Raw genomic sequence first — 3,171 nt, 5'->3', positions numbered from 1 at the left:
CGACCGAGACCACGATGTGGGCCTGCAAGAGCGCACCGCTGGGGGCCGGTTCGGGGTTCCCGCCGATCGGCTCACCGGTGACGCGGGCGGCGTTCTTCGTGCTCGACGAGTGGTTGCGCCAGGTACCGGCCGGTGTGGTCGGTGAGCTGTATCTGGCCGGCGACGGTGTCGGTGTCGGGTATTGGCGCCGGCCGGGGCTGACCGCGTCGCGGTTCATGGCCTGTCCGTTCGGTGCGCCCGGAACCCGCATGTATCGCACCGGCGACCTGGTGTGCTGGGGCCCCGACGGCCAGCTGCAATATCTGGGCCGCGCCGACGAGCAGGTTAAGGTGCGTGGGTATCGCATCGAACTCGGGGAGATCCGCGCCGCGCTGGCCGAGGTGGAGGGCGTTGAACGCGCGGCGGTGCTTGTCTGTGAAGATCGTGCCGGCGATAAGCGTCTCGTCGGCTATGTGACTGGAGCCGCTGACCCGGCCGACATTCGGGCCCGGTTGGGTCGGCGGCTCCCCACATATATGGTGCCCTCGGCGGTGGTGGTGCTCGACGCGATGCCGTTGACGATCAACGGCAAGCTGGACACCCGAGCCCTGCCCGCCCCGGATTATCAGGGCGGCGACGGGTATCGGGCTCCGGAAAACGCGATCGAGGAAATCCTGGTCGGCATCTTCGCTCAGGTACTCGGTGTCGACCGCGTCGGGATCGACGACTCCTTCTTCCACCTCGGCGGCGATTCCCTCTCGGCGATGCGGCTCGTCTCCGCGGTCAACACCGGGCTCGACGCCCACCTCGGGGTGCGGGTCCTGTTCGAGGCGCCCACGGTCGCCCAGCTGGCACCCCACGTTTGCGGAGGGGGACGCAAGCTCGCGCGGGTCGCGGCGGCCGAGCGGCCGACCGTGGTGCCGTTGTCGTTCGCCCAATCACGGCTGTGGTTTCTTGACCAATTGCACGGGCCGTCACCGGTGCACAACATGGCGGTCGCCCTGCGGCTGCGCGGTCGCTTGGACACCGACGCGATGGGCACCGCCCTGGGCGACGTGGTGGCCCGCCACGAAAGCCTGCGCACGGTATTCGTCGCGGCCGAGGGGACACCCCAACAAGTGGTGGTCCCGCCCGTCGGCGCCGAGGTCGCCTGGCAGGTCATCGACGCCTGCGAATGGCCGGTAAGCCGGGTGAGCCGGGCCATCGAGACCGAAGCCTGCCACCGATTCGATCTCTCCAACGAGATCCCTTTGCGGGCAAAGCTTTTCCGGCTTGCCGAGGACGACCATGTGTTGGTGGCGGTGGCCCACCATATCGCCGCCGACGGGTGGTCACTGACCCCGCTGGTGGCCGACCTCGGCGCGGCCTACGTGCGCCGGTCCTGCGGGCAGGCCCCGGATTGGGCGCCGCTGCCGGTGCAATACGTCGACTACACGCTGTGGCAACGCGCCCAATTCGGTGACCTGGATGATCCGGGCAGCCCCATCGCCGCGCAGCTGAGGTACTGGCAGGACGCGTTGGCCGGGATGCCCGAACGCCTCGAATTGCCGACCGATCGCCCCTATCCGCTGGTCGCCGACCACCGCGGAGCCCACATCGACGTGCAGTGGCCGGCCGAACTGCAGCAACAGGTCGCCCAGGTGGCGCGGGCCCACAACGCGACCACCTTCATGGTCGTGCAGGCCGCCCTGGCGGTGCTGCTGGCCAAGATGAGTGCGAGTTCCGATGTGGCCGTTGGCTTCCCGATCGCCGGCCGAAGCGATCCCGCGCTCGATGACGTGGTCGGCTTCTTCGTCAACACCCTGGTGCTGCGGGTCGACCTGAGCGGCGACCCCAGCGTCGCCGACCTGTTGGCCCGGGTGCGCCAGCGCAGCCTGGCGGCCTACGAACACCAAGACGTGCCCTTCGAAGTGCTGGTGGAGCGACTCCATCCCACCCGCAACCTCGCGCACCATCCGCTGGTCCAGGTGGTGCTGGCGTGGCAGAACCTGCCCTGGCAGCACGACGGCCCCGCCGCCGGGCTGGAGTTGGGCGATGTGCAGGTCACCCCGCTGCCGGTCGACACCCAGGTCGCCCGCATGGATCTGGTGTGGTCGCTGGCCGAACGGTGGAACGAGGAGGGCCGGCCCGACGGCATCGGCGGCATGGTGGAATTCCGCACGGACGTGTTCGACGCGGCCAGCATCGAGACGCTGATCGAGCGGTTGCGCCAGGTGCTCGCGGCCATGACCGCGGATCCCGCGCAGCGGTTGTCGTCGATCGATCTGCTCGGCGCCGCCGAGCACGCACGGCTCGATGCGTGGGGCAACCGGGCCGCATTGACCGTTCCGTTTATGGCGCCGGTGTCGATTCCGGCGTTGTTCGCCGCTCAGGTCGCCCGCGCCCCGGGGGCGGTGGCGATCACCTGCGGCGAACGGTCATGGACGTACCGCGAACTCTACGAGTCCACAAATCGGTTGGCGCACTTGCTGGTTGGCCGGGGTGCGGGCCCGGGTCAGCGGGTGGCCGTGGTGATGCCGCGGTCGGCCGAGGCGATCGTGGCGATCTTCGCGGTGCTCAAGACGGGCGCGGCCTATGTGCCGATCGACCCGAGCGTGCCGGCGGCGCGGCTACAGTTCGTGCTTGGTGATGCCGCCCCGATCGCGGCGGTGACCACCGCCGAGGTGCGCCCGCGGTTGGACGGGTTCGCCGGGCAGATCATCGACATCGACGACCCCGCCGTGCGCACGCAACCCGCGACCGGCCTGCCGGTGCCGGCGGCGGACAGCGTCGCGTACCTCATCTACACCTCGGGCTCGACCGGCGTTCCCAAGGGAGTGGCGGTCACCCACCGCAATGTCACCCAGCTGCTGGAGTCCATCGACGCTCGGCTCGATGTGGGGCAGGTCTGGACCCAGTGTCATTCCCTGGCTTTCGACTTCTCGGTGTGGGAGATCTTCGGCGCCCTCCTGCAGGGCGGGCGCCTCGTCGTCGTACCCGACGAAGTCGTCCGATCGCCAGAAGAATTGCACGCCTTACTGGTTGCCGAAAGCGTCACCGTGTTGAGCCAGACCCCGTCGGCGTTTTATGCGTTGCAGAGTGCCGATGCGTTGGCGCCGGAGTTGGGTGAGCAGCTGAAGTTGCAGACGGTGGTGTTTGGTGGGGAGGCGTTGGAGCCGCACCGGTTGTCGACGTGGCTGCATCATCATCCTG

1 protein-coding gene is annotated in these 3,171 nt (G+C 68.9%); it reads left to right on the top strand.

Annotated elements, in window-relative coordinates; genetic code table 11:
- Positions 1-3,171: condensation domain-containing protein (locus EPN51_RS27445; RefSeq protein WP_293049032.1), on the top strand; the 3,171-nt coding region annotated here is incomplete at both ends.

This window comes from Mycobacterium sp., from assembly GCF_004298145.1.
In the GTDB taxonomy this organism is placed as follows: Bacteria; Actinomycetota; Actinomycetes; order Mycobacteriales; family Mycobacteriaceae; genus Mycobacterium.
The sequence above is the reverse complement of the archived record's forward strand: the minus strand, read 5'-3'. Positions and strand labels throughout refer to the sequence as shown.